Genomic DNA, 23,150 nt, shown 5'->3' on the forward strand with positions numbered 1-23,150 from the left:
TCACAACCACTCCCACCCCGTGCCTCGTGAGGCACAGATTGTGTTGGCGAGCGGCCACAGGGTTCTCGAGCCGTACTTATGTGGCCGTCTCGATCAGGCGCCATACCTGATAAGCATGACGCTACTTACCCGCACGCTCCAGGGGAAGAGCGACACGCCCATTCGAAACAATGTTCACCGAGCCGTCGTCAGTAGGTCACGGCGGTCGCATACGAGGTGAACGCCCCGCGCAGCATGTCGACCGTGTCCGGGCTGAGCGCCGCATGGGTGCTCAGCCGCACGGTGCCGTTGCGGGTCGTCGCCGTCACCCCGTGGTTGTGCAGCGCGATGCTCAGCAGCGTGAGCTGGCTCGCCGGTGGCTCGAGCACCAGGATGCCGGCCCGCTCCCGGTCGTCTCGGGAGGAAACCACGGGCACAGCGAACTCGTCCGCCAGATCGATCAGAAGCGACACGTTCACGGCGATCGCATCTTCAATGGCACGGATACCGACCTCGGCCACCTCCTCGAGGGCGGCCGCGAACCGGGCCTGGGCGATGGCGTCGCCATTGCTCACCCGGAACGCGTTTGCGCTGCGGCTCGGCGGCAACACTTCGTCCCACGGCTCGGGGACGTCGGTGCCGGCGAAACCGGAGAACACGGGGACCAGGCGTTCCACCGCACGGTCGCTGAGAGCCAGGAACCCGGTGCCCCAGCCGGCCCTGGACCATTTCTGCCCGCCCGACGCGACGACGTCTGCCACCTCGTAGGGGACATCCACTGCGCCGAAACCCTGGATGGCGTCGACGATGAGCAAACGGTCGCCGATGACCTGACGGATGCCCTCGAGGTCCACGCGATGGCCGGTGCGGGAATCGACGAGGCAGACCGCCACTGCGGCAGTGGCCGGGGTGAGCTGCTCCCGGATCTGCCCAGGGGTGACGCGGCCGTGGTCGGTCTCCAGCCAGAGCGGGGTGACCACCCGCAGCGCCTCCGCGGCGCGCACGGCCGCGAACGGGACCGTGGGAAAGTCACCCGACGACAGCAGCACCGCCCCCGTCAGGCCGAACATGGCCTGCATCACGCCGGTGGTGGTGTTGGGCTCGGAAACGACCTGGTCGGCGCGGAATCCGGTCGCCCGGGCCACGGCGGTGCGCAGCCGCTCGTCCTGTGCTTGGAAGTGGTTTAAGCTGCCGAACCGGGCCCGCGAGAGCGCCTCAGTCTGGCCGAGGGTTTCGGCGACCACACCCGCCGACAGCGGGCCGATCCGGGCATAGTCGAGGTATCCGGGTTCCGCGATGAACCCGTCAAGGAACCGTTCGAGAGCCGTCATGAGGTGCCCCTACCCTCCGAAGCGGCGCTGGCGTCGGGCAAAATCGCGCAGGGCGCGCAGAAAGTCGACCTGGCGGAGGTCAGGCCCGAGCGCCTCCACGAAGTAAAACTCGCTGTGTGCGCTCTGCCAGAGCATGAAATCGCTGATGCGCTGCTCCCCCGACGTGCGGATGACCAGGTCCGGATCGGGCTGGCCGCCCGTGTACAGGTGCGCGCCGATCAGATCCGGGGTCAGCGTCTCCGCAAGGTCCTCGAGCACGCCGCCGCTGGCAAGGTGCGCTCCCACGATGCTGCGCATGGCGTCGGTGATCTCGGTGCGCCCGCCGTAGCCGACGGCAAGGTTGACGTGCAGCCCCTTCTTGCGGGCCGTGCGCGCTTCCGCGGCGTTCAGTGCGGCCACCAGCGGCTCGGGCAGTCCGGTCTTCGAGCCGACCTGCTGCACCCGCCAGTCGCGGTACCGGGACAACTCCTCCGCGAGCTTGGCGATGATCTTCGTCAGCTCCGCGAGTTCTTCGCTGGGCCGGTTGGTGAGGTTGTCGGACGACAACAGGTAGAGCGTGACGACGGAAATGCCGAGGTCGTCACACCACTTGAGGAACTCCCGCATCTTGGCGGCACCGGCCCGATGCCCGTGGGCGGCGGAGTCGAACCCGAGCTGTTTGGCCCAGCGCCGGTTGCCGTCGATGATCATGGCGACGTGGTTTGGAAGCACATCCGGCGTCAGCCCGCGACGAAGCCGACGCTGATAGACCCCGTAGAGAATGCCGCGCGCCCAAGGAACTTCCCGTTTCTGCACACAGTTACGCTAGCCCACTCGGGAGCGTCGCGTACCGCGCGCGGCATGCACACTGTCCTATTCTTGCAGCATGGCCTCAGCGGATGACATCCCCAACCTGCCGTTGTTCGAGGACGACCTGCCCCCGCAGGTGGACGTCAAGCCCACCTGGCGAGGATGGATCCACGCCGGCACGTTCCCGGTCACGATCGCGGCCGGGATCGTGCTGCTCCTGTCGGCCGAGGGCAGCGCGGCCCGGTGGAGTTCGCTCGTGTTCGTGCTCAGCTCGATGCTGCTGTTCGGCAATTCGGCGCTGTACCACCGGTTCGACTGGAGTCCGCGCACGAAGGTCATCCTCAAACGGATCGACCACGCCAACATCTTCCTGCTGATCGCGGGCTCTTACACGCCCATCGCCGTGCTGGCCCTACCGCCCGCCAAGTCCACGCTGCTTCTGTCGCTGGTCTGGGGCGGCGCCCTCCTCGGAATCGCGTTCCGGGTGTTCTGGATCCACGCCCCACGCTGGCTCTACGTTCCGCTGTACCTGGCACTCGGCTGGGGAGCGCTGATGTTCATCGTGGACTTCTTCCAGGCCAACGCAGCGATGATGACACTGATCATGGTCGGCGGGCTCTGCTACTCGGTCGGCGCCGTCATCTACGGCATGAAGCGGCCGAACCCGCTGCCGGGCGTATTCGGCTTCCACGAGATCTTCCATACCCTGACCGTGGTGGCTTTCCTCTGCCACTGGGCGGCGATCATGATCATCGCGACGAACCCGATCCACCCGTAGTTCGCTAGTCCTTGTCGGCGATTCCGGCCTCTGCGGCCTTCTGTGCGGCCATCTCCGCCTGCAGACGTTCCTGAATCTCGGCGCGGTAGGTGTTGCGGCGCACTCGGCGGGCCATGTCCATCGCCAGCAGCACCGCTCCCACGGCGACCAGAGCAATCGCCACAAAGCCTTCCGGGCCCGGCGTCACCGTGTTCGGGTCGAACTCCGGCGGTGGGGTGGCGGCCAAAACGATGCTCACGAGGGGAGCCAGGATCAGGCCGCTCACGAGTCGTCCCGGATTCCGGTGAAGAGGTCGGATTCAGGAATCACGGTGTCCACTTTCGATTCGACGAGCTGGAAGTCTTCATAGGGCCACGCCTCGCGGATGAGGTCGTTCGGCCAGAAGAAGAAACTGCTGGTGGGGGCAACCTGACTCGCGTGGGCTCGAAGCGCCGCGTCCCGCACCTCGAGGAAGTCACCGACGGGCACATGGGTCGTGGCCAGCTTCGGGTAGTCTTTCATCCATTCCCTGGCCGCTCCGAGCGGCTCCAGCAGGGGCGAGTCCGGCTCCGTGACGCTCAGTTCCAGGAACATGGCGTCGACGCGTTCGAGGTTGAAAATCCGATCGTAATAGAGCTTCTCGACCTGCCAGGGCTCACCGGCATCCGGGTACCGGGTCGGTTCGGCGGCGGCACGGTAGGCCTCCATCGACACGTCGTGGCAGCGGATGTGGTCGGGATGCGGGTAGCCGCCCTTCTCGTCGTAGGTCACCAGGACCTGCGGTCGAAATTCGCGGATCAGCCGGACGACCGGTTCGGCGGAGATCGCCACCGGGATGTCCGCGAACGAGTTCGGGGGCACCGAACCGTCTTCGTTCATGCCGGAGTCCTCGTAGCCGAGCCAGCGGTGCTGCACGCCGAGGGCCCGCTGGGCCTCTGCCATTTCCAGACGGCGCAGTCCCGGCAGGTCGCGCTCGGCCAGCGGATGGCCGAGCAGAGCCTCATTCAGGATGCTCCCCCGCTCGCCGCCCGTGCAGCTCAGGATCATCACTTCGGCGCCGAGACGCCGGTAGTGGGCATAGGTCGCGGCGCCCTTGCTCGACTCGTCGTCGGGATGGGCGTGCACCGCCAAGAGTCGCAGCGTCATGAAACTCCTCAGAAATGCCAGATAACCTTGGTACCAAGACTAATCGTTGATCCGTGAGTGTGGAGTCTGAGTGGCCCTGAGCAGCAACCTCGACACCCGGTACGGGCGCGCCCCGAACCGGGGCACGAGAGACCGCCGCGTTCTGTTCGTCTCAGCCGGCTCCCTCGCGGCAATCCTCCTGGGCTTCGTGGTCTGGGTGGGACTGGGGGCGTCGCAGCCTCTGATCGAGACCCGGGACATCCGTCACAGCATCATCGACGAAAACACTGTGAGCGTCACGTTCGAGGCGTCCATCCCGGTCGGCCGCACCGCCAGCTGCGCGGTTCAGGCGCTCAACGAGAGTTTCACGGTGGTTGGCTGGAAAGTCGTCGACCTGCCCGCGAGCATCGTGTATTCGCGGTCGACGACGACGGATGTGCGCACCACCGAGCAGAGCAACACCGGATTGATTTACCGCTGCTGGCTGACCTAGACTGATGACTTCGCCCTGACGTGATCGTCGGGGCGTCCGTTGTATATCTGCGGGTTCACCCGCACGGGCATCGAACGAGCACGAACAAGCATGAGGAGATTCCACCCATGACTACCGAAACCACGGTCACCTGGCTGACGCAGGAGGCCCACGACCGCCTCGCCGCGGAGCTGGACACGCTCAGCACCGTCGGGCGCGTCGAGATCGCGAAGAAGATCGAATCGGCTCGCGAAGAGGGCGACCTCAAGGAGAACTCGGGCTACCACGCGGCCAAGGATGAGCAGGGGAAGATGGAGGCCCGCATCCGCACCCTCGTTCTGCTGCTGCGCAACGCCGAGGTCGGCCATGCGCCGAAAAGCCGGGGCGTCGTCGAGCCGGGAACCGTGATCACGGCCACGATCGCCGGCGATGAGACCCGCTTCCTGATCGGCAGCCGCGAGATCGCCGGGGACAGCGACCTCGACGTCTTCAGCGAGCAGAGCCCGCTCGGCACCGCGATCATCGGCCTCGCCGTCGGAGCGACAACGTCGTACGTGACGCCCACCGGCAAGGAAATCGCCGTCGAGATCTTCCTCGTGGAGACCTGGACCGGCAACTAGCCGCACCGGGCCCCCGCTCGCGCCGCGCCCCGCCTGGCTCCCGTCGTCGAACCAATTCGACGGAGATTTTGCGGAAAATGCGAGTTCTCGGGGCTTCTGGAGCCGATCCGGGCAAAATCTCCGTCGAATTCGTTAGAGGCACGGCACCGTCACGAGCGTCAAACCCACGACGCACGATTCGTCGAAGCTCCCCCGCTAGTCGATCTGCGGGTCGTATCCGGCCGCACGCAACACATCCACGACGAGCTGGCGGTGGTCGGGCCCGCGAGTCTCGACGCTGACGTTGAGTTCGACCTCGCTGATCTGAAGCCCCACACCGTGCCGCGTGTGGAGAACCTCGATCACGTTGGCGTGCGCCTCGGCGAGCAGCTCCGAGATGCGGGCCAGCTGCCCGGGACGGTCGGGCAGCATGATGCGCAACGTGAGATAGCGGCCGGATGCCGAGAGACCATGGCTGATCACGCGCTGCATCAGCAGCGGGTCGATGTTTCCCCCGCTGAGGATTGCGACCGTCGGGCCGGTCGCGGTGACCTTGCCCGCGAGGATCGCCGCCACGGCGACCGCGCCGGCCGGCTCGACCACGAGCTTGGCGCGCTCGAGCAGCACCAGGAGGGCACGAGCCGTGTCGTCCTCGGTGACGGTGACGACCTCATCGACGGCATCACGCACGATCTCAAAATTGAGCAGGCCCGGTTTGGCCACCGCGATGCCGTCGGCGATGGTCGGCATGATCTGGATCTCCAGCACCCGGCCGGCCTCGAGGGACGGAGGGTAAGCGGCCGCGTTGGCGGCCTGCACCCCGATCACCCGGATCTGGCGGCCGTCCCGGCGCGCGCGCTGCTTGAGCACGCTGGCGACACCGGAGATGAGGCCGCCACCGCCGATCGGAACGATCACGGTGGCGAGGTCGGGAACCTGGTCGAGGATCTCCAGACCCACGGTGCCCTGGCCGGTGACGACATCCGCGTGGTCGAACGGCGGGATCAGGATGGCGCCGGTCTCGGCGGCCCACTCCGCGGCCGCGAGCAGCGGCTCGGCCACCGTATTTCCGCGCAGGATGACGTGCGCGCCGTAGTCGCGGGTTGCCTGCAGCTTGGGCAGGGCGACGCCGACGGGCATGAAGATCGTGGCCTGGATGCCGAGCTCCCGCGCCGCGAAGGCGACGCCCTGGGCGTGGTTGCCGGCCGAGGCGGCCACGACACCGCGGGTCTTCTCTTCGTCGGTGAGCTTGGACATCCGGTTGTACGCGCCGCGGATCTTGTAGGACCCGGTGCGCTGCAGGTTCTCGCACTTGAGGAGGACCGGCGCGCCGAGGAGCTCCGAGAGGTAGCGGGACGTTTCCATCGGGGTGACGGCGGCGACCCGACCAACGACATCCCGGGCGGACTCGAAATCGGCCAGGGTCGGTCCGACGAGCGAGACATTAGTCATGGGAGGCACTTTTCTCGAGGCGGTATGCCGGTCGGCGGAAACCGGGGCGTTGCGGGACGGTCTGCCACAACGAGGAGGCGAAGACGGGTGCCGAGGCGGTCTGCTCGGATCGCCACGCCCCGCTGTTGATGTAGCTGATCATGACGTTGAGCACGGCAGCGATCGGCACGGCGAAGAGGGCGCCGGCGATGCCCGCGAGCAGGGCGCCGGCCGCCACCACGAGAACGACACCCAGTGGATGCACCTTGACCGCCGTACCCATGATCAGGGGCTGTAGCACGTGACCCTCGATCTGCTGCACCAGCAGCACAACGCCGAGCATCAGCAAAGCCACCACCCAGTCGTTGAAGATCAGGGCGATCACGACCGCCACCGCGCCCGTGGCCACGGCGCCGACGATGGGGATGAACGAGCCGAGGAAAACGAGCACGCCGATCGGGATGGCGAGCGGAACCCCCAGCAGTGCGGCCCCGACCCCGATGCCGATCGCGTCGATGGACGCCACCAGGATCTGCACCCTGGCAAAGTTCCCCAGCGTGGTCCAGCCGGCCACCCCCGCGCCGTCGATGGCCGCGCGCGCGCCCTGGGGGAACAGGCGCACGATCCAGGACCAGATGCCCTTGCCATCGATCAGGATGAACAGCAGGCTGAACAGCGCCAGAAGGAAACCCGTCACCAGGTGGCCGAGCGAGGACCCCACGGAGAGCGCCCCGGAGACGAAAACCTGGCTGTCCGCCTGAATGGCGTCCCAGGCCTGGCCGAGGAACGCGTTGAGCTCCGGTTCGGTCAGCTGCAGCGGCGACGCCAGGAGAACGGCCTTGAGGCTCTCGTAGGAGGCGGCGAGCCTGTCGTTCAGGCCAACCGTGCCGATGGCGATCTGCTTCACGGCCAGCGTGATCAGTCCGCCGAGGATCGCGAAGGTATTGATCAGAGCGACCACGACCGCGAGAGCCTTGGGAAATCGGTGTCGCACCAGGAATCCGACGAAGGGCACGAGCAGTGCCGACACCAGCACGGCCACAAGCAGCGGGATGACGATCAACCGGAGCTGGATGACGATGAAGATGAAGACAGCAAGTGCGCCGGCGAGCGCGAGCAGGCGCCAGGACCAGGCGGCGGCGAGTCGGATGCCGGCCGGCAGGTTCTCGTCGATTCCGTAGCCGTGCGAGGGCGGGAGCTCGACCAGGATCGGGGGTACGGTGCGGCGGCGTCCGAACACGCCGAAGAAGCCGCTGCGGGCGGGTTTTCCGTCGGTTTCCATCACGGCATCAGTCTAGGCAATCACACGTGCCGTCTCCGGTATGGGCCAAAGGTGCTCTCTGCCTCAGGCCCCGGACCGGTCACTACGCCGGAGAGGGGAGCGGGTCGACCGAGACGGGCGCGCCCGTGAACCGCACCAGGACCCGGTCCCCGGCCGACGGATGCAGCCGCGCGCCGTGCTGCACGACGAGCGACGCGCCGTCGTCCAGGCGCACTCTCGTGCGCCGGAGCGAGCCGTGGAAACTCGACGAGAGCACGACCCCCGGTGCCCCCGCAGCGCCGAATTCGAGGTCTTCCGGCCGCACGGAGACGGACACAGCGCCATCCGCCTGCGAGGGGTCGAGTAGCGGCAGAGAGGCACCGTGAACCCGCGCGAACCCGTGGCGCACCACGCCGACCAGTCGATTGCTGAGCCCCACGAAGTCCGCGATGAACGACGAGGCCGGCCGGGTATAGAGCTCTTCCGGTGCTCCGACCTGCTCGATGGAACCCGCCCGCATCACGGCGACGCGGTCGGCCACGGCGAGCGCCTCGTCCTGGTCGTGCGTGACAAACAGGGTCGTGATGCCCAGTTCGGTCTGGATGCGCCGGATCTCCTCGCGCAGCACCACCCGAACCTGGGCGTCAAGGGCCGACAACGGCTCGTCGAGCAGGAGAACCCGGGGCTCGGTGACGAGGGCGCGCGCCAGCGCCACCCGTTGCTGCTGACCGCCGGAGAGCTGGTGCGCGAAGCGGTCGTAGTGGGCGTCGAGCCCGACCAGGGCGAGGGCCGCGGCCGCTCGGGCGCGCCGTTCCTCGCCGCGGACCTTCCGCATGCGCAGGCCGAACTCGACGTTCTCGCCCGCGCTGAGGTGCGGGAACAGCGAGTAGGACTGGAACACCATGCCCAGGTCGCGCCGGCTCGTCGGCAGTGTCGACACGTCGGCTCCGTCGATCAGGATGCTTCCGGCATCCGTGGATTCGAGCCCGGCCAATACCCGCAGCGCGGTGGTCTTGCCACTGCCGCTCGGGCCGAGCAGGGCGACGAACTCGCCCGCGTGCAGGGTGAGATCGAAGCCGGCCAGGGCACGGTGGCCGGTGAAGTCCTTCACCACGCCCGCGAAGCGCACCGAGGCTCCCGACGGAGCGGTCGCCGCCGAACGGTCCCGGTTCTGATTCTGGGTCCGAAGCTGGTGCTGGTTCATAGCTGACCTCCGGTGGTGGGCCGTCGCCGGCTGCCGGCGCGAACCGTGCCGAGACGCCCGATGACAAGCAAGAGCAAGAATGCGAAGGTGAGTGCGAGCAGAGACAGGATGACGGCCGTATAGGGGTCGGCCTTGCTCACGACAACGAGCGCGGTCTGCAGGGTGATGCGGTTGAGCAGGGAGGCGATCGTGAATTCGCCGAGCACGACTGCGACCGAGATGACCGCGCCGGCGAGGATGCCGCGGCGCAGGTTCGGGATCAGTACCCGCACGAGCACGCTCAGCCAGCCCGCGCCGAGCGTGCGGGCCGCCTCACTGAGCGTGCACACGTCGACGCCGTCGAGGTTCGTCTGGATGGCCCGGTAGGCGAACGGGAGCACCGTGATGCCGTAGGCGAACGCGAGGGTCCACACGCCGCTGCCAAGCAGGCGGGCGAGCACCGAGTACACCGGGGCCAGGCCGACCACGAGGACGATGGCCGGGATGCTGATGGGCAGGATGCAGACGAACTCCATCACGCGGCGCAGGCGGGGAAACCGCAGGTGCACCAGCAGCAGGGTCGGCACCAGCAGCAGGAGAACGATCGAGACGGTGCCCACGGCCAGGCCGACCGAGTTCCCGAGCGCGACGAGAACCGAACGGTACGGGCCGGCGAAGCCACCCTGGAACAGGGCCGTCCAGCGGGAGAGGTCGTGGCCGCCGGCGAGGCCGCGGCGCAGGGTGAACTCCACCATGGCGACGATGGGGATGGCGAAGAGGAGGCCGATGCTGCCGAGGATGAGGCCGCGCGCCAGCCGGGTGGGGGTGTGCGCCACCGCCTTCATCGCTGCCACCGGGCCGCCCGTGTCTGCAACGCCGAGTAGCCGGACATGACGACGAACATCACCAGGATCATGCCGAGCGCCAACGCCCCGGCGAGATTCTCCCGGCCAAGCAGGGTTTCACTGGTCAGGGCCGAGCGGATCTGCAGCGGAACGATCTGCGATCCCTGGCTGGTGAGCGCGGCGGCGGTCGCATAGGAGGAGAACGCGTTGGCGAAGAGCAGCAGCAGGCTGCCGAGAAACGAGGGCGCCAGCACCGGGAACGCGATCCGGAACCAGTAGGTGGCCCGGTTGCCGCCGAGGGTTGCGTTGGCCTCGGCCCAGTGCGGGTTGAGCGCCTGCAGCGCGGGCAGGAAGGTGATGATCATCAGGGGAACTTGAAAGTAGATGTAGGGCAGCACGAGGCCGGGGAGTTCGTAGAGCCATACCCCGTCGGCGAAGATGTCGACGCCGAAGGTGTCGCGCAGGATCACGGTGACCAGACCCTGGATTCCGATGGTCGCCACGAACGCGAAGGCCAGCATGACGCCGCCGAACTGGGCGAGCACGCCGCTGAGGGAGTCCACGACGGCGCGGAGGGGGCCGTTCGCGCGCGCGCCGAGCAAGCCGTAGCAGGCAAGGGCACCGACGATCGCACCCACAACGGCGGTGAGTGCCGACAGTCCGAATGACGCGGCGAAGGCGTCTCTCACGACCGGGTTGCCCAGCGCGGCCACAGTGTCGAGCGTGAACACCCCGGACTCGTCGACGAAGCCGCTTCCGACTGCGATCAGGGTAGGCACGAGCAGGAAGAGCACCACATATGCCGCGAACGGCAACAGCCCGAAGGCTGCCGCCGTGCCGCGCCGACTACCGGACAGCTGCGGCCCACTTCGCGCCGAGGAGCGCGGCTCCCGCGGCGCTCTCCGCCTCGGAGGGGACGACCGTCTCGGCCGGGGCCGCCGGGAGTGCGGCGAAGAGCGCGGCGTCGATGGTGCCGGCCGCCGCCATCGCCTCGGCGCGCACGGGGCGGGCGCCGCCGGCGAGCCAGAGGTTCTGGCCCTCGTCGCTGTAGAGGAATTCCTGCCAGAGCCTGGCTGCGGCCGGGTTCGGGGCATCCTTGTTCACGGCCTGGTTGTAATAGCCGGCGTAACCGGTTCCCGGAAAGACGACGACCTCCCAGTTGCGCTCGCCGGCCAGACTCGTGCCGTAGCCCACGTTGAGGTAGTCCCAGTCGAAGACCACCGGGGTCTCACCCGACGCGATGGTCGCCGAAGTCGGGTCGATCTTGACGAAGTTGCCGGCCTGGTTGAGCTCGTCGAAGAAGTCGATGCCGGCCTGGAAGTCGCTCACATCGCTCCCGCTCTGCACGGTGGCCAGCCCGACGGCGGCGAACGCAGCCCCGGCCTGTGTCGGGTCGCCGTTGATCGCGACCTTGCCCGTGTACTCGGCGCCGAGCAGGTCACGCAGCTCGGTCGGCGCGGGAACGGCGTCAGGGTCGTAGCCGACCGCCAGGTAGCCGCCGTAGTCGCCCGTGTACAGCCCGGAGGCCTCCTTGAGCGCATCCGGGATTTCGGCCCATGCCGCCACCTGGTAGGGCGCGAAGCGATCGGTGCTGGACAGCGCCACCGCGAGGCCCAGGTCGAATACGTCGGGGGCGGTGTCCTGCCCGGCGAGGTTGTCCGCGGCCAGGATCTCCTCGGCGCTGGACGCGTCCGGCGAGGCCTCGGTGATGGTGATCTCCGGGTACTTCTCGGCAAATGCGTCAAGCACGGCGCCGTAATTGGCCCAGTCCCGCGGCAGGGCGATCACGTTCAGGGCGCCTTCGGCCCGGGCCGCGTCCTCAAGGGCGGCCAGGTCGCCGAAGGCGGAGAGGCTGGTCGCGGAGGCGGCATCGACCCCCGTGGTGCCGGAACCGGCATCCGCGGCACCGGAGCAGGCGGACAGGCTCAGGGCGAGGGCGGTGGCCGTGGCCAGGGCGGCCAGGATGCGGGTGGTGAACAAGTTTCCTCCGTCGAACCGGTGTCGGCCGCCGCGCGAAAACGCGGACGTGTGGAGCCGGGTAGCCGGTAAAAGCGAGGTTAGGAGCAGCCGTCGACCGTGAGGGGGCGCGCCGCTGAACATCGGGTGAATGCCGTCTGAAGCGTGCCACTAGGGTCGGAGAGTGGTGCAGACGATCTCCCCAGCCCTTGCCCGCCGGATCGCGCTCGGCGCGCAGGGCTTCGGCCGCCCGCCGACAGTGACGCCGGGCATCCGTCAACTGGATGCCCTGGTGAACCGGCTCGGGCTGCTGCAGATCGACTCCGTGAACGTGTTCGAGCGCAGCCACTATATGCCGGCGTACAGCCGACTCGGCGCCTACGACAAGGCGCAGCTGGACCGGCTGACCTCGGGCCGCGAATCCCGGTTCACCGAGTACTGGGCGCATGAGGCGTCGTTCCTGCCGCGCGACGCCCGGCCGCTCTTCGGCTGGCGGATGCGCGAATTCCGGACCCGGTCGGCAACCGAGGCGTGGGCTCAGGGCAACCGGCCGATGCTCGACTGGCTGCTCGCCGAGCTTGCCGCCAACGGTCCCCTGCGCGCGAGCGCCATCGAGCACGACGCGAACCGCCGCCGCGGCCCGTGGTGGGGCTGGTCGGACGTGAAGACCGGGTTGGAGACCCTGTTCCGCTGGGGCGACGTGGCGATCTCGGGCCGGGAACGGTTCGAGCGGGTCTACGGGCTGCCGGAGCAGGTGTTCCCGCGGGAGTTGCGGGAGCGAACGGTCGGCCGGGACGACGCGCACCGCGAGCTGGTGAGTCGCTCGGCGCGGGCGCACGGAATCGGCACGGGGAAGGACTTCGCCGACTACTTCCGGTTGCGCGGCCCGGCGACCCTGGCGGCCATCCACGACCTCGAGGATGCCGGCGAGCTCATCCCGGTCGAGGTGCCGGGCTGGGGTGCGGGCGGCGCACCGGGGGGAGCCTGGTTGCACCGCGACGCGCGGCTCCCGCGCCGGGTGGATGCCGCGACCCTGCTGTCGCCGTTCGACCCGGTCGTCTGGGAACGGGCGCGCGCGTTGCGCCTGTTCGGGTTCCACTACCGGATCGAGATCTACACGCCCGAACCGAAGCGGGTGTTCGGGTACTACTGCCTGCCCGTGCTGCTCGGCGACACGATCGTGGGCCGGGTCGACCTGAAGAACGACCGGCAGGCGCAGGTGCTGCGGGTGCGCGCGGCCTGGGCGGAGCCGGGCGCGCCGTCGGACACGGCCGGGCGTCTCGCATCTGTTCTCAAGGAGGCCGCCGCCTGGCAGGGCCTGCCGCAGATCGAGGTGGAACGGCGCGGCAATCTCGCCGAGGCGTTGGCCGCCGAGCTGCGTTAGCGGCCGTCGAAGCAGGTCAGAACTTGCGGCCCATCGTGTGCAGGCGCTCGACGCGCTCGGCGATCGGCGGGTGCGTGGCGAAGAGCTTGTCCATCACGCCGGGCTTGAGCGGGTCGGCGATCCAGAGGTGGGCCATCGAGGTATTCTGCTTCTTCATCGGGCGCCCGAAGGCCTCGAGCTTGCCGAGTGCGCTCGCCAGGGCGTCCGGATGCCGCGTGGTCAGGGCGGCCGTCGCATCCGCCAGGTATTCGCGCTGCCTCGACACCGCAAGCTGCACGATCGTGGCGATCAGGGGCGCCACGAGCATGGCGACGAGACCGACCACCATGATGACGGGGCTGCCATTATTTTTGCTGTTCCGGCCGAAGAACGCCATTCGAAGGAAGATGTCCGAGATGAACCCGACGGCGACGACGAGGCCGAACACGACCATCGACAGGCGGATGTCGTAGTTGCGCACGTGGCCGAGCTCGTGCGCCATGACGCCCTCGAGCTCGGAGTCGGTCATGATCTCCAGCAGGCCGGTGGTGGCCGCGACGATCGCGTGTTCCGGGTCGCGCCCGGTGGCGAAGGCGTTCGGCGCCGGGTCGTTGATGACATAGATCGCGGGCATCGGCGTGCCGGTGGTGATCGAGAGGTTCTCGACGATGTTCCAGAGCCTCGGATTCTCCGATTGACTGGTGATGCGGATGCCGCCGCTCATCGCGATCGCCTGGCGACCGGCCACGAAGTACTGCACCACGGCGTACCCCGTGGCGAAGACGACCGTGAAGATCAGGATGCTGTAGTCACCGGGCGTGCTATAGACCGCGTTGGCGAGCCAGCCGAGACCCGCGATGATGGCGATGAACAGGATGATGATGAAGACGGTGTTGCGCTTGTTGCGCGCAATTGCGCTGTACATGGCAGCCGTCCGCTAGAACTGAACGCGAGGCGGCTCCGCGATGGCGGCGGAGTCGGACACCTCGAAAAAGTCTCGCTGGGTGAACCCGAGGTTGCGGGCGATGAGGTTGTTGGGGAAGACCTGGATCTTCGTGTTCAGTTCCCGAACGCCGCCGTTATAGAACCGGCGTGAGGCCTGGATTTTGTCCTCCGTGTCGACGAGCTCGCCCTGCAACTGCAGGTAGTTCTGGCTGGCCTGCAGCTGCGGGTACGCCTCCGCTACAGCGAAGATGCTGCGCAGCGCAGTCTGCATGTGGTTCTCGGCGGCGGCGGCCTCGGCCGGACCCTGCGCGTTGAGCGACTCGGCCCGTGCCTTCGTGACGTTCTCGAAAACGGCCCGCTCGTGTGCCGCGTAGCCCTTGACCGTCTCGATCAGGTTCGGGATCAGGTCGGCCCGGCGCTTCATCTGAACGGTGATATCACTCCATGCCTCGTCCACGCGCACTTTGAGGGTGACGAGGGAGTTGTACGTGGCCCAGAGGTAAATCCCAATGATGACGACGAGTGCAACAACGATGAGGACCGGGATGAGCCATTCCATGGCAGCTTCTCCTTGAGGTGAGGCGGGGCGGGCAAGCAGGCCGCGGCGGCGCTTTTTACGACGCACGAGCTATCATAACCGCGCGCCCTGAGGCTCACATGCGCTTCCCGACACACTCCAAGTAACGGGGCGACGACCGGCCCCGCGCGACCGTCAGCGGGCGGAGAGCACCGTCTGCAGCCAGCGGTAGGACGACTTGGGGGTGCGGGTGCGGGTGCCGCTCTGGAAGTCGACGTGCACGAGGCCGAACCGTTGGGTGTAGCCGGCCGTCCATTCGAAGCTGTCCAGCAGGGACCAGACCAGGTAGCCCCGCAGGGTGACCCCGTCGGCGATCCCGCCGGGGGCCACCGCGGCCAGCGCCGCCGTGATGTGCTCGGCCAGGTAGTCGATCCGGGCCGGATCGTGCACGGCACCCCACTTGTCGGCGACATCGGGGAAGCTCGCTCCCCCGGCCGTGATGCAGACGGGCGGCAGGTTCTCCGCGTAGCGGTCGCGCAGTTCGCCGAGGGCCACACCGAGGTATTCGGGCGCGATGGACGTGCCGGCGTTGGTCACCGGGAACTCGCGAAACGGGACGACGTGGAAGGGAAAGGCCACGACCTTCTCCGGCGGCCCGCTGGGCGGAGGCCCGTTCGGGGTCTTCGGGGCAGCGGCGCCGGCCCTGATCCGGCTCGGCTGGGAGTAGCCCAGCCCATAGAAGTCGAGCGGCTGGTGGATGGTGCGCAGGTCGTCCGGGTCGGTTTCCAGCAGCATCCGCATCGGTACCTGGTAGGGCTCCGGCGGTTCCGGGTAGCGGCCGAGCAGCACCGCGTCGGCGTAGACGCGATTGTGCAGCACGTCGAAGAGCGCGGCGGCGACCTCGTCGGCTTCGCGGCCGCTGGCGGCTTGCACGGGCGAGTGCACGTTGGAAATCCCGATCCGGCCGCACACATCGGCGGCGCGCAGCCCCTGCACAGCGAGTCCGTGAGCAAGCAGCTGGTGGTGCGCCGCCGGCAGGGCACCGAAGAGCCGGGCCTCCCCCGGGGCATCCGTGCCGAGGGCGTAGCCGTTGAGGGTCACCGTCGCGGGGTCGTTCAGGGTCAGCCAGGAGTCGATCCGGTCCCCGAACACCTCGCCGACCTGGTGGGCGTAGTCGCCGAACCGCATCGCGGTGTCTCGGTTCAGCCAGCCGCCGCGCAAGCGCAACGGGGTGTCCCAGTGGAACAGGGTCGCCATCGGGCTGATCCCCGCGACCAGGAGCCCGTCGAGCAGCCGGTCGTAGAAGGCCAGGCCGGCCCGGCTGAGCGAGCCGCGGCCATCCGGCTGCAGCCGGGACCAGGCCAGGGAGAACCGATAGACGTCGACGCCCAGTTCGCGGAGCAGCGTGACGTCCTCGTCGAGCCGATTGAAGTGATCGGTCGAAACGGATGCGTTGGAGCCGTCACGGATGCGCCCGGCGGTGGCCGTGAACGTGTCCCAATTCGATTCGCCGCGACCGCCCTCCCGGGCGCCACCCTCGATCTGGAACGCGGACGTTGCCACGCCCAGGGTGAAGCCGTCGGGCAGCCGGTCTCCCAGCTCCCCCGCACGGTGTTCCCAGGCACGGGCGGCGGGGGTGTTGCTGTTGCTCATCGACCCAGGACTCTTTCCAGATAGCTGTTGCTGAAGCGGCGCTCCGGGTCAAGCCTGTCACGCACCGAGAGGAAGTCGTCGAAGTGCGGATAGTCGGTGCGGAGGGACGCCGCGTCCCGGTTGTGCGTCTTGCCCCAGTGCGGACGCCCGCCGTGCGCGCGCATGATGGCCTCGACCGCCTGGAAATACGCAGCCGGGTCCTCCCGGTAGTACCGGTGCACGGCGATGTAGCCGGTCTCCCGGCCCGCTGCGGTGGACAGCCAGACGTCGTCGGCGGCGGCCGAGCGCACCTCGATCGGGAACGAGATGCGCCAACCTCGCGCCTCGATCAGCGCCCGCACTTCCCGCAGCGCGGCCGGTACCAGGGCGCGCGGCAGGGCATATTCCATTTCTTGAAAACGCACCGTGCGGTTCGTCAGGAACACGCGGTGGGAGACATCCGTGAATTCGCGTCTGCCGGTCAGGCGGGCGGCGAGTCGGTTGAATCCGGGGACTGTCGCCGGCGCCACGGCGCCCAGGGCGCAAATGCCGCGGTAGACCCCGTTCGCGAGCAGTTCGTCGTCGACGAAGCGGGCGACCTTGCCGAGCGGCGACCGGCCGGACTCCAGGGGCAGCCGGGTGTTGGTCTTGGTCAGGGCGGTCTCGGTGTGCGGGAACCAGAAGAACTCGTAGTGATCGCTGTGGTCGGACCGGTCGAGGTAGTGCTCCAGGACCTCCTCGAGCGGCTCGGCCGCCTCCACCGCGTGCAGCAGGAACGCGGGCACGCACTGCAGGGTCACGTCCACCACGATTCCGAGCGCACCGAGACCGAGCCGGGTCGCGGGCAGCAGCTCCGGGTTCTCCGTGGCGCTCACGCGCAGCAGGGTGCCGTCACCGACCACCAGGGTCAGCGCCACGATCTGGGTGGCCAGGCCGCCGTACCGGCCGCCCGTGCCGTGGGTCCCGGTGGACGTGGCGCCGGAGATCGTCTGCCGGTCCACGTCGCCCAGGTTCGGCAGGGCCAGACCGTAGGGCCGCAGCAGCCGGGGCAGTTCGAACAGTCGGGTGCCCGCGGCCAGAGTGACCTGCCCGGCCACGGTGTCCACACCGATCAGCCCGGCGAGGTCAAACAGGTCAAGCTGCACCCCGGGCGCGAGCGCGATGCCCGAGAAGCTGTGCCCGGAGCCCACGGCCTTGACCCGAAGGCCCACCGCCCCGGCCGCCACCACGGCGCGCTGCACGGCGGCGACGCTCGACGGCCGCTCCACGCGCACCGGGGTCACCGCCTGGTTCCGGGCCCAGTTGCGCCACACCGCTCCGCTCGCACTCACAGAAAGGCCTTCCCCTCACCCCGGTAGGTCGGCAGGATGTCGACCACCTTTCCATTCTCGACCAGCGCGAACTCGTTCACGTGCTCGCTCAGCTCCCCCGACTTGGTGTGCCGCGCCCAGACGCGGTCACCGACGCGGAGCCGGGCCGCACCGACACCGGTGAGCGGCGTCTGCACCTCACCGGCCATCTTCCGCGGCACCAGGCTGAGGCCCTCCGGCCAGACCACGCGGGGCAGCCGGTCGGCCCCGGGCACGCCGGACGCGATCCAGCCGCCGTCGTGCAGCACGGCCGTGTCGGGGCTGGGCTTCCGCACCACCGTGAGGGCGACCGCGGCCGCAGGCGCGGGCCGAAAGCTCGCGAAATTGTCGAAGAGGTGGCCGCCGAAGAAGCCGCTGCCGACGGCAATGTCGGTGACGGATGCGTCGGCGCGCGTGCTCTCGACCGAGCCGGTTCCGCCCCCGTTCACGAACTCGAGGGGCGCGACGTCGCGCACCGCGGCGACGGCCGCGCTGCGCCGCTCCCTGAGCTCGCCAACGGACCGGCGCCGCACCCAGCGGGTGACCAGGCCCCGGAGCGGTTTCCCGGCCGGCCTGTCGCCGATCCCAGCCACCTGCGCCTCATAGGACATCACGCCGACGAGGACGAAGCCGGGGCGGGCGACGATGTCCGCGGCGAGCCGGCGGGCCTCGCCGGGTGTGTGCACGGGTGAACGCCAGACGCCCAGGTGGCCGAACACGGGGGCCTCCCAGGCCGCGTCGAGTTCGAGGCAGACCCGGAGGGAGGTGCCGGCCGCGCGGTCCAGCAGGTCGTGCGCGTTGTGGCGCAGGGCACCCAGGTGGAGGGCGGCGACGGGGGCGTCCAGGTGCGCCGTCGCGGCCGTGAGCTCGGGCCAGAACAGCCCCGGGGTCTGCCACGGCCGGCCCGTAGGGCGGTGGGAGAGGTCGAGCATCGGCGCACCGCCTTCAGTAGCCGGGATCGAGGATACCCGGCGCGGTGACCCAGCCACAGCCGCCCCGTGCTCTTTCGCGGGGAAGCAGCAGCGTGAATGTTCCAGCGCCAGTATGCCCTATGGCCCCCGCCGATCACGAATGGCTGCCGTCGCCGTCAAATTGCGTGTCGCACGTTGACTTTCCCGGCGCTGGCCCGTGAAATGGTCACAGGGGGAATCATGTACGGGACACGTATGGCCGGTTCGGGCGGAACGCCCGGGCGCCGTCGTCGACGGTGGACGCCCGGTACCCTGCCTCTGTTCGTCGCCCTGGTCGGCCTGCTTCTCCTCGGCGTGCCGGGCGCGGCGTTCGCCGAACCGACTGCCGCAGCCACGCCGGCTCCCACACCGGCTCCCACAAGCGAGCGGGACGCCAAGGCGGCGCCGACGAACGCGCCGGCCATCGTCAGCCCACCGCCGGGCAGTTTCGTGGGCAGCGGAACCACCACCGTCTCCGGCACGGGCGAAGCCGGCCGGGAGATCCGGTTGCTCTCCCCCGTCGACGGTCAGGACCCGCTCTGCTTCGCCGTGGTCGACGGCGCCGGCCAGTGGAGTTGCGCCGCGGTTTCCCTGCCGAGCGGGCCATCCGTGCCGCTTCGCGTCGTCGTCACCGGAGCCGCCGACCTGACCGACGAGCACACGATCGCCGTGTTGTCCGCCCCCCGGGTGACGGGCGGTCCCACCGGTGGGAGCCTGACCAACGGCACGGTGCGCGGCACCGGCTATCCGGGGGCCTCCGTCGTCGTCACGGTGAGCGGCGGCCCGCGCTGCACGGCCACCGCCGACTCCTCCGGCAACTGGTCGTGCACGTTCGCCGACGGCCTCGCCGGCGGGCAGGCCGAGGTCTCGGCCAGCCAGCAGACGAGCTACAGCAATCCCTCATGGTCCAATTCGAGCGCACCGGTCGACCTCGTCTTCGACCTCGACCGTCCGGCGCCGCCCACGCTGACCACGCCGGCGAGCGGCGCCCAGCTGCCGCTCACCGACGCCGGGTACACGGGCACCGGAGAAGAGGGTGCGACCGTGACCGTCTTCGCCGGGTCATATTCGGTCTGCAGCGCCGTCGTCGCATCCGGGTCGTGGAGTTGCTCGGCGGGCGGAGTCGCTGCCGGTACCTTCCGGGTGATCGCGGTGCAACTCGACCTGGCCGGCAACCTCGGCCCGGGCAGCCCCGGGGTGGACGTGCTCTACGGCGTCCCCACCCCTTCCCCCTCCGGCTCGACCGGCCCCGAGGCGACCGCCCCGTCCGCCGACGCCCCCGCCGCCCCACCGCCGGCCGAGGAGTCGGCACCGGCGGAAGCCCCGCCCGGTTCTGCAGCCCCGGCTTCGCCGGCACCGCAGGCGGACCGTCCGGCCGTGGCCCTGGCCACACCGCTGCCGGGCGGCTGGAACGACCCCACCCGGTTCGCCACGGCAGTGCTGCCGCCGTGGTCGACCCCCGACCTCTCCTGGTTCCAGGCGGCGTTGCTGGCGCTCGGCGCCCTCCTGCTGCTATGCATCCCCGCGCGCCTCCTCGCCGGGACCGTGTTCCGGGCCACGGACGGCCGCCCGCTCTGGCAGAGCATGCCGGTCGCGGGCCGCAACCGGTCCCGCGAGGAATTCGAGACCGTTCCCGAACTACGTCTGAACCGGTGGCTGGTGGCCGGCGCCGCCGTGCTGGCCGCGGCCACCCTCGTCATGCTGTCCGGGCCGGTCACCAGCCAGCCTGCCTACCTGCGGCTGCTCCTCGCCGTGGCGCTGGCCCTCCTCATCGTCAACGCGGTCGGAGCGCTCGTTCCGCTCTGGTGGAGCTCCCGCGTGTGGCGGACGAAGGCATCCGTGACTTTCCTGCCCCGCTACCTGCTGCTGGTCGCCCTGACCGCGTTGGCCTCCCGGGCTTTCGACGTTCATCCGGCGCTGGTCTTCGGACTGCTCGGCAGCGTCACCGTGGCCCCCGAGGTGTTGACGCCGAGGCGCGGCCCCCTCGCCGCCGTTCGGGCCGGCAGCCTGATCGGGCTGGCCGTGGTCGGCTGGCTGACGCTGGGCCTGCTGCCGGCCGCGGACGGCTTCCTCAGCGCGCTGGCGGCCGAGATCATCAACAGTGTGGTGCTGGCCGCGATCGGTTCGGCAGCGCTGGTGCTGATCCCGATCGGACGCACCAGCGGACGGAGCATCCTCGCCTGGTCACCGCCGATCTGGGCGTGCCTGACCGTGCTCGCCTTCACGATCATGTTCGGAGTGCTGTCCCCGGCGGTGGAACTCTGGCACGAAGGTGGCAGCCTCAGCCTGTGGTGGGTGGCAGGCACCCTGTTCGCCGCCCTCAGCATCGGGGCCTGGGCCTGGCAGCGGTTCGTCACGCCCGCCCGAGTCTGAGCCTCGGCCACCCCCGATGATTCCGCCGAGAGGGCGCGGGGTCAGGCCCGCCGAGAGGTCACACGGCCGGTCAGGCCCGACGGATCAGGCCGGCCTGCCGGGCGTGAGGACACCCCGAGCTGCGGGTAGATGTGTGGCGGCCTGCTGCTCATGGTGGCGATACTGTTCGGCATCTCGGCGCTGGTCGTCGGCGCATTCTTCACGGTCTGGAGCATCCAGCGGCACGTCCAGCCTGCTCGCCGTGGCGTCCACCCTGATCACGCCCAACAGCGGGTCCGTGCACATGGGCGAAGTCGATGCGACCCTGCTGTCCCTGGCCGAAAAGGCGCAGCTGCGCTGGGACCGGCTCGGCATCGTCTTCCAGCAGGCGAACCTGCTGCCGGCGCCGACGGCCCGGGAACAGCTCGTCGTGATGGGCGAACTCGGCGGAGGCCGGCACGGGCCGCGTGCTCGCCGCGCAGCAGGCATCCGTGCCGACCTGCTGCCGGATGCCGTGGGTCTTCTGGGCCAGGCCGGCAAACGGCCCGCGCGGCTCACCGTCGAGCACGACACCGCCAGGGTGCTGGTCACCCACGACCAGCGGCTGCTGCCGCTGATGGACTCCCTGCACACCATGGTCGACGGCACCCGAACGACGAGCCGCCACAGCGTCAGCGCGTAACGGCGCGTCCGCGGCGCACGCTATCGTCTAGAGCGTGCGCCTCGGAGTCCTTGATGTCGGTTCGAACACCGTCCACCTGCTGGTCGTCGACGCGCACGCAGGCGCCCAGCCGGTGCCGATGGCCTCCGACAAGGCCGTGCTGCGCCTGATGCGCTACCTCACCCCTGAGGGCGCCATCACCGACGAGGGGTGCACCGCCGTGCTCGAGTCGGTGCGGAACGCGGCCGAGGTGGCCCGCCGCCACCACGTCGACGACCTCCTGCCGTTCGCTACCTCCGCACTCCGTGAGGCCGTGAACGGGCCCGAACTGCTCGCCCGGGTCGAACGGGAAACCGGGGTCGCCCTGCAGGTCCTGTCCGGCGAGGACGAGGCCCGACTGACGTTCCTGGCCGTGCGGCGCTGGTACGGCTGGTCCGCCAGGGACATCCTGCTCTTCGACATCGGGGGCGGCTCCCTGGAGATCGCCGCCGGCGCGAACGAGGTGCCTGCGGTCGCGCTGTCGCTGCCGCTGGGCGCCGGCCGTTCCACCATCGGCTTCCTGCACGACGACCCGCCGCTGCCCGCGCAGGTCTCCGCCCTCCGCGAGCACGCCGCCGCCGTGCTCGCGGAAGCCCTGGTGGCGTTCGAGGGGCTCCCGGAGCCGCACCACGTCGTCGGTTCGTCCAAGACCATCCGCTCCCTGGCCAAACTGGCCGGCTCCACCGCGGAGGGTTTCGGTTCAGGCGAGCGGATGCAGCTGAGCCGCTCGCAGCTGAGCGACTGGGTCCCCCGGCTGGCCCGGATCCCGGCTGAGGCGCGCCCGGCGCTGCCCGGCATCACCGCCGACCGCACCTTCCAGATCGTGGCCGGCGGCATCGTGCTCCACGCGGCGATGGCCGCGTTCGGGGTGACCGAGCTGGAAGTGTCGCCGTGGGCGCTCCGCGAGGGCATCATCCTGAGGTATCTGGACCACCTGGAGTAGCTGCCCCTAACCAATTCGACGGAGATTCTGCCGAGAATGGCGCGAAACAGACGGAAACCGGGCTCTGAGGCCAAAATCTCCGTCGAATTGGTTCCGCCCTCAGCCGTCTGGACTCCAACAGAGTGACGCCGTGAGCGGAAAGCGCGCGGGGCGTCGGTGGTGCAAAGCGCCGGTGACGCCGAGGGAGCGCTCAGGTCGGCGCAGCGCCTTGGCCGTGAGCGGCGCGCCCTCGCCGGTCGTGGTGGTTCCGCGCCCGAGCAGCGCCTTCGCCGTGGTGATCACTTCCAGAAGAAGAACCGGCTGATGTCCCACGTTGCTTGCAGAAAGTCCCTGACACCGTTCCTACGTCGGGAATGGCACGTGGCAGGAGGCATCGGCCGTTTCACTCGCAGATCGTAGCGCGACGAAACCGGGCCGGACAGGCTGCCTCACCCGGCACAGACCGGGGGCAGGGATTTACCGCAGCATCCGTTCAGGGTCTGCCGGCAGGTTGAACGACGAGGCATGGATGCTGTCGCCCGGGCGGCGGGAGTCGGGGCCGTGACGCGGTGACGCGGTGACGCTGTGTCGTACCGTGTGGTGCCCCCGCTGGGGGTCGAACCCAGACTGTGACGATTTTAAGTCGTCTGCCTCTGCCATTGGGCTACGGGGGCTCGCCCGGCGAAACCGAA

At 69.2% G+C, this 23,150-nt stretch carries 23 protein-coding genes and 1 tRNA gene; 7 read left to right on the forward strand and 17 right to left on the reverse strand.

The window, feature by feature from the left end; all coding sequences use genetic code 11:
* Positions 1-188 precede the first annotated feature (188 nt).
* Positions 189-1,310: an aminotransferase class V-fold PLP-dependent enzyme gene (locus tag CXY81_RS15690; RefSeq protein WP_104195375.1), complete on the reverse strand. Its 1,122-nt coding sequence runs from the start codon at positions 1,308-1,310 to the stop codon at positions 189-191.
* A gap of 9 nt (positions 1,311-1,319) precedes the next feature.
* The gene (locus CXY81_RS15695) at positions 1,320-2,105 is read right to left on the reverse strand and encodes an isoprenyl transferase (protein WP_104100852.1); all 786 of its coding nucleotides are present in this window, start codon (positions 2,103-2,105) and stop codon (positions 1,320-1,322) included.
* 70 nt (positions 2,106-2,175) lie between these two features.
* Between CXY81_RS15695 and CXY81_RS15700 the strand changes: the two genes are divergently transcribed.
* The gene (locus CXY81_RS15700) at positions 2,176-2,877 is read left to right on the forward strand and encodes a hemolysin III family protein (protein ID WP_104195376.1); all 702 of its coding nucleotides are present in this window, start codon (positions 2,176-2,178) and stop codon (positions 2,875-2,877) included.
* Between the two features lie 4 nt (positions 2,878-2,881).
* Here CXY81_RS15700 and CXY81_RS15705 read toward each other — a convergent pair whose 3' ends face one another.
* Both CXY81_RS15705 and mca read right to left on the reverse strand, forming a co-directional pair.
* A complete protein-coding gene (locus CXY81_RS15705; RefSeq protein ID WP_233191388.1) occupies positions 2,882-3,142 on the reverse strand; it encodes a hypothetical protein in 261 nt (86 codons plus the stop codon).
* Positions 3,139-4,002 (reverse strand): mycothiol conjugate amidase Mca, encoded by an 864-nt coding sequence (gene mca / locus CXY81_RS15710; RefSeq protein WP_174843682.1) that lies wholly within the window; start codon positions 4,000-4,002, stop codon positions 3,139-3,141. Before mca ends, CXY81_RS15705 begins: the two co-directional genes overlap by 4 nt.
* A gap of 70 nt (positions 4,003-4,072) precedes the next feature.
* Here mca and CXY81_RS15715 point away from each other — a divergent pair, with 70 nt between their 5' ends.
* Positions 4,073-4,474: a DUF4307 domain-containing protein gene (locus tag CXY81_RS15715; protein WP_104100850.1), complete on the forward strand. Its 402-nt coding sequence runs from the start codon at positions 4,073-4,075 to the stop codon at positions 4,472-4,474.
* 107 nt (positions 4,475-4,581) lie between these two features.
* On the forward strand, positions 4,582-5,073 hold the full coding sequence (greA, locus tag CXY81_RS15720; protein WP_104170843.1) for a transcription elongation factor GreA: 492 nt from the start codon (positions 4,582-4,584) through the stop codon (positions 5,071-5,073).
* 195 nt (positions 5,074-5,268) lie between these two features.
* Here the strand turns inward: greA and ilvA are convergent, their stop codons facing one another.
* From ilvA to CXY81_RS15750, 6 genes are all read right to left on the reverse strand, one after another.
* A complete protein-coding gene (gene ilvA, locus CXY81_RS15725) occupies positions 5,269-6,504 on the reverse strand; it encodes a threonine ammonia-lyase (RefSeq protein WP_104170842.1) in 1,236 nt (411 codons plus the stop codon).
* A complete protein-coding gene (locus CXY81_RS15730) occupies positions 6,497-7,765 on the reverse strand; it encodes an AI-2E family transporter (RefSeq protein WP_104170841.1) in 1,269 nt (422 codons plus the stop codon). The genes ilvA and CXY81_RS15730 overlap by 8 nt, the downstream gene beginning before the upstream one ends.
* Positions 7,766-7,847: 82 nt before the next feature.
* Positions 7,848-8,948, reverse strand: coding sequence for an ABC transporter ATP-binding protein (locus tag CXY81_RS15735; protein ID WP_104195377.1), 1,101 nt, complete (start codon positions 8,946-8,948; stop codon positions 7,848-7,850).
* On the reverse strand, positions 8,945-9,772 hold the full coding sequence (locus CXY81_RS15740) for an ABC transporter permease (protein ID WP_104195378.1): 828 nt from the start codon (positions 9,770-9,772) through the stop codon (positions 8,945-8,947). The genes CXY81_RS15735 and CXY81_RS15740 overlap by 4 nt, the downstream gene beginning before the upstream one ends.
* The gene (locus tag CXY81_RS15745) at positions 9,769-10,590 is read right to left on the reverse strand and encodes an ABC transporter permease (RefSeq protein WP_369828414.1); all 822 of its coding nucleotides are present in this window, start codon (positions 10,588-10,590) and stop codon (positions 9,769-9,771) included. Before CXY81_RS15745 ends, CXY81_RS15740 begins: the two co-directional genes overlap by 4 nt.
* 28 nt (positions 10,591-10,618) lie before the next feature.
* Positions 10,619-11,752, reverse strand: coding sequence for an ABC transporter substrate-binding protein (locus tag CXY81_RS15750; RefSeq protein WP_233194213.1), 1,134 nt, complete (start codon positions 11,750-11,752; stop codon positions 10,619-10,621).
* A 160-nt stretch (positions 11,753-11,912) separates the two neighbouring features.
* On the opposite strand from CXY81_RS15750, the gene CXY81_RS15755 reads away from it, so the two are divergent.
* Positions 11,913-13,112, forward strand: a complete 1,200-nt coding sequence (locus CXY81_RS15755; RefSeq protein ID WP_104195380.1) for a winged helix-turn-helix domain-containing protein — start codon at positions 11,913-11,915, stop codon at positions 13,110-13,112.
* A gap of 16 nt (positions 13,113-13,128) precedes the next feature.
* Here CXY81_RS15755 and CXY81_RS15760 read toward each other — a convergent pair whose 3' ends face one another.
* The 5 genes from CXY81_RS15760 to CXY81_RS15780 all read right to left on the reverse strand — a co-directional run bounded on the left by CXY81_RS15760 (position 13,129) and on the right by CXY81_RS15780 (position 18,466).
* Positions 13,129-14,016, reverse strand: coding sequence for a M48 family metallopeptidase (locus tag CXY81_RS15760; protein ID WP_104170837.1), 888 nt, complete (start codon positions 14,014-14,016; stop codon positions 13,129-13,131).
* 12 nt (positions 14,017-14,028) lie between these two features.
* Positions 14,029-14,595, reverse strand: a complete 567-nt coding sequence (locus tag CXY81_RS15765) for a LemA family protein (protein WP_104170836.1) — start codon at positions 14,593-14,595, stop codon at positions 14,029-14,031.
* A 153-nt stretch (positions 14,596-14,748) separates the two neighbouring features.
* Positions 14,749-16,206 carry a glycoside hydrolase family 1 protein gene (locus tag CXY81_RS15770; protein ID WP_104195381.1) on the reverse strand — a complete coding sequence of 486 codons (1,458 nt, stop codon included), beginning with the start codon at positions 16,204-16,206 and terminating at the stop codon, positions 14,749-14,751.
* Positions 16,203-17,516, reverse strand: a complete 1,314-nt coding sequence (locus tag CXY81_RS15775; RefSeq protein ID WP_104170834.1) for a D-arabinono-1,4-lactone oxidase — start codon at positions 17,514-17,516, stop codon at positions 16,203-16,205. The genes CXY81_RS15770 and CXY81_RS15775 overlap by 4 nt, the downstream gene beginning before the upstream one ends.
* Positions 17,513-18,466, reverse strand: coding sequence for a hypothetical protein (locus CXY81_RS15780; protein ID WP_104195382.1), 954 nt, complete (start codon positions 18,464-18,466; stop codon positions 17,513-17,515). The genes CXY81_RS15775 and CXY81_RS15780 overlap by 4 nt, the downstream gene beginning before the upstream one ends.
* 219 nt (positions 18,467-18,685) lie before the next feature.
* On the opposite strand from CXY81_RS15780, the gene CXY81_RS15785 reads away from it, so the two are divergent.
* The 3 genes from CXY81_RS15785 (at position 18,686) to CXY81_RS15795 (ending at position 22,479) form a co-directional block, all read left to right on the forward strand.
* Positions 18,686-20,857 carry a hypothetical protein gene (locus tag CXY81_RS15785; RefSeq protein ID WP_158252088.1) on the forward strand — a complete coding sequence of 724 codons (2,172 nt, stop codon included), beginning with the start codon at positions 18,686-18,688 and terminating at the stop codon, positions 20,855-20,857.
* A gap of 241 nt (positions 20,858-21,098) precedes the next feature.
* Positions 21,099-21,518 carry a hypothetical protein gene (locus CXY81_RS15790; protein ID WP_104195384.1) on the forward strand — a complete coding sequence of 140 codons (420 nt, stop codon included), beginning with the start codon at positions 21,099-21,101 and terminating at the stop codon, positions 21,516-21,518.
* Positions 21,519-21,552: 34 nt separating this feature from the next.
* Positions 21,553-22,479: a Ppx/GppA phosphatase family protein gene (locus CXY81_RS15795; protein WP_104170830.1), complete on the forward strand. Its 927-nt coding sequence runs from the start codon at positions 21,553-21,555 to the stop codon at positions 22,477-22,479.
* A 99-nt stretch (positions 22,480-22,578) separates the two neighbouring features.
* Here CXY81_RS15795 and CXY81_RS15800 read toward each other — a convergent pair whose 3' ends face one another.
* Positions 22,579-22,761, reverse strand: coding sequence for a hypothetical protein (locus tag CXY81_RS15800; protein WP_134544759.1), 183 nt, complete (start codon positions 22,759-22,761; stop codon positions 22,579-22,581).
* Between the two features lie 295 nt (positions 22,762-23,056).
* A tRNA-Leu gene (locus CXY81_RS15805) sits at positions 23,057-23,132 on the reverse strand.
* Positions 23,133-23,150 lie beyond the last annotated feature (18 nt).

Origin of the sequence: Cryobacterium sp. M25 (assembly GCF_002929635.1) — a bacterium.
GTDB lineage: Bacteria > Actinomycetota > Actinomycetes > Actinomycetales > Microbacteriaceae > Cryobacterium > Cryobacterium sandaracinum.